This is a genomic window from Wolbachia endosymbiont of Glossina morsitans morsitans (assembly GCF_000689175.1).
Taxonomy (GTDB): Bacteria; Pseudomonadota; Alphaproteobacteria; order Rickettsiales; family Anaplasmataceae; genus Wolbachia; species Wolbachia pipientis.
Genome location: NZ_AWUH01000039.1, coordinates 1,519 through 4,209 on the forward strand (window position 1 = coordinate 1,519; position 2,691 = coordinate 4,209).

4 protein-coding genes and 2 pseudogenes are annotated in these 2,691 nt (G+C 34.7%); 2 read left to right on the forward strand and 4 right to left on the reverse strand.

Annotation, left to right across the window (positions count from 1 at the left end; translation table 11 throughout):
* Window positions 1–368: 368 nt before the first annotated feature.
* The 4 genes and pseudogenes from WGMM_RS07065 to WGMM_RS06415 form a co-directional block, all read right to left on the reverse strand.
* Window positions 369–683: an FtsB family cell division protein gene (locus tag WGMM_RS07065; RefSeq protein WP_038248738.1), complete on the reverse strand. Its 315-nt coding sequence runs from the start codon at window positions 681–683 to the stop codon at window positions 369–371.
* A 49-nt stretch (window positions 684–732) separates the two neighbouring features.
* Complete coding sequence (ykgO, locus tag WGMM_RS01075) at window positions 733–861, reverse strand: type B 50S ribosomal protein L36 (RefSeq protein ID WP_006279631.1); 129 nt, start codon at window positions 859–861, stop codon at window positions 733–735.
* A gap of 49 nt (window positions 862–910) precedes the next feature.
* Window positions 911–1,214, reverse strand: a 304-nt coding sequence (locus WGMM_RS06410; protein WP_240991817.1) for a kinase/pyrophosphorylase, incomplete at its 5' end; no start/stop codon positions are given.
* Between the two features lies 1 nt (window position 1,215).
* Window positions 1,216–1,729, reverse strand: a pseudogene (locus tag WGMM_RS06415) (kinase/pyrophosphorylase); the annotation flags it as partial.
* A gap of 111 nt (window positions 1,730–1,840) precedes the next feature.
* Between WGMM_RS06415 and ccsA (WGMM_RS06420) the strand changes: the two are divergent.
* Together ccsA (WGMM_RS06420) and ccsA (WGMM_RS06425) are read left to right on the forward strand one after the other, a co-directional pair.
* The coding region (ccsA, locus tag WGMM_RS06420) for a cytochrome c biogenesis protein CcsA (protein ID WP_410543199.1) at window positions 1,841–2,093 on the forward strand (253 nt) is incomplete at its 3' end.
* A 1-nt stretch (window position 2,094) separates the two neighbouring features.
* Window positions 2,095–2,545, forward strand: a pseudogene (ccsA, locus tag WGMM_RS06425) (cytochrome c biogenesis protein CcsA); the annotation flags it as partial.
* Between the last annotated feature and the right edge of the window lie 146 nt (window positions 2,546–2,691).

Consider the following 2,691-nt stretch of genomic DNA (forward strand, 5'->3'; position numbering starts at 1 on the left):
TTTAACACTAAATCTAGCATAGAAAGTGTTTAGACCGTTTTTATCAAAGTCGATGTTGCTGCTTTCTTACGCAAGTGCACGCTGACTGCTTTGCAATGTGGAGTAAACTTGGGGTGAAGTAAATTATTCCTTCAGGCCTTCAGTGTTTGTTTTTATTGAGATTTCTATTACTCGCTTAGATTCGTTACCTTTAATAATACTTTCTCCACTTCGTTTATGGCTGTAAAGCCAATAGCACTGTGTGTGTTCAGCTAAGCGGTGTGAGAGACAATATAGCTAAACTGACTTAGATTTACCGACAATTTGAAAAACCGTCATCCCGCTACGTGTTAGCGCCGCGGCGGTATGACGTAGGGAGATCTCTACTGCTATTCCACGTCAAGAACAACCATAAGTTCATTAGGGTTCACATAACCTAAAGCATTTTTTGCTTGCTCATCGAGCAGATCTAAATCTAAGCTTTTTTCATATAAGCCAAATACTTTGTTGTCCAACTTTTCCTTTTCAGAAGAGACATCTTTTAGCAAAAGTTTATTGTCCTCGATTTCTTTTTTTAAATCGATTAACGTCAATAAGCCACGTTTACCTGTAATTGTGCTAATGCTGAAATACAATGTAAGGGAAGAAATTAATAAGGCTGCGCTTAAACACAGTAACTTTTGCTTCTTTTTAGATATAAGCACCGTACTTTCACATATAAAAAATATATAACATGAAAAGGTGAACAAAAAGCTAAGAACCTTGACGCGCTTTACACCTTGGCTTTACCTTATTTATAATGTAAATCTTACCACCCCTTTTCACAACTTTACAATTTTTATCTCTGTTACGATGAGATTTTAGCGACCCTTTGACTTTCATATCTATAGTAAGAATTAAATTACTTTACGTTATAATCACTTATCAAGAGTTAGTCAATTGATAACATTTTATTAAAATATTGTATAATTGTTGCTGATACTTCTTCGATCGACTTTTGTGTGACATCGATGATTGGCCAGTTATTCTGTTTAAAGAGCTCCTCTGCTTCTTTAATTTCCTTTTCTACTTTCTCAGGGTGAGCATATATATTATTATCTTCGTTGTTAATTGAAGTAAGTCTATTTTTGCGTATTTCTATTAGCCTACTTACGTCTATTGTTACCCCTATCGTTAGTTTATTTTTTAATTTTGCCAAGTCAACATAAAAGGGTACTCCACTAACAAAAGGAATANTTGCAACTTTATAGCCTCGGTAAGCTAAATACGTACTGGTGGGAGATTTTGATGTACGTGAAACTCCAACCAAAATTATATCTGCTTTATCAATATCTTGAATATTTTGTCCATCATCATGATTAATAGTGTAGTTTATTGCCACAATGCGCTGAAAATATTCGTTATTTATCTCAGTACGCAAGTCAAGCTTTTCGTCTTTTTCAATTTCAAGATAAGACGAAATTTCTCTAATGATATGTGATAATATTGCTCTATAGGGAATTTTCAACTTTATACAGTTATCTTTTAGATATTTTCTTAGCTCATCATCAGTAATAGTGCATATAACAAAATTATGCTCATCACTTTTCCTATTAATTTCCTCCAGAATTTTGTCAATCTGCTCTTCTCCTTTTACAAAAGACCAAACATATTCGATCGTTTCTACAGAATCAAAGTGTTTCAGAGCTGATTTTGCAACTGATATAACAGTTTCACCACTTGAATCCGATACTAAGTGTAGATTAAGCTTTTAAGGCTGAAATTATGCTAATTTGTTGACCTACGTAAATATAGAAAAACTATACTGTTGATAAAACTCAAACTAATTGGTAAATTCTTAACACAATTATTCTCAAAACGAATGTTTTTATTAAAGCCTACAAATTTCTCTTATATTTTAGCTCTACCTTGGCTTGGGGTTATTTGTTTCGCATGTTTTTTAATTGGAATGTCTTTGGCGTTATTCTTCTCTCCAGAAGATTATAAACAAGGAGAAATTGTACGAATCAGGTACATTCATGTGCCTTCTGCATGGCTTGCTCTCGGAATATATGGATTAATTGCATCACTTGGTTTCATTTCATTGGTATGGAACAATAGCATTGCTAGTGTCTNGGCACATGCCGCTGCTCCTGCAGGAACAGTCTTTTCGGCAATATGCTTAATCACAGGCAGCATCTGGGGAAAAGGAACCTGGGGCACTTGGTGGGTATGGGATGCAAGGCTTACTTCAATGCTGATTTTATTTTTCCTATATGTTGGCTACCTTTCATTGTGGAGCGCTTTTGATAATGAAGCGAGGGCAGAAAAATCAGCAGCAGTATTTGCCATCTTTAGTGCTATAAATATTCCTATAGTAAAATTTTCCGTGAATTTATGGTCCACTCTCCATCAGCCAGCAAGCATTTTGAGAAAAGGTGGAATAGCAATAGAAAGTTCCCTGCTGTTGCCACTGGTTGCAATGTTTATGTTTTGTGCCACATTTTTTTTAGTAGTGTGGATACTGTATTCACTTTACTTAATTAATTTATATAAGATAAAGAGAGAAATCAGTATGCGGTATTAGGCCGAGAGCTGAAAATAGAACACACCACATCACCAAGTAGCAAAGTCATTGAATTCCTACTCAAAAAGATTAATGAAGAAACCGTTGATAAAGGTACGTGTAACCCATTTGCTTTTTTTATTCGCGATGATACTGAACAAATTATT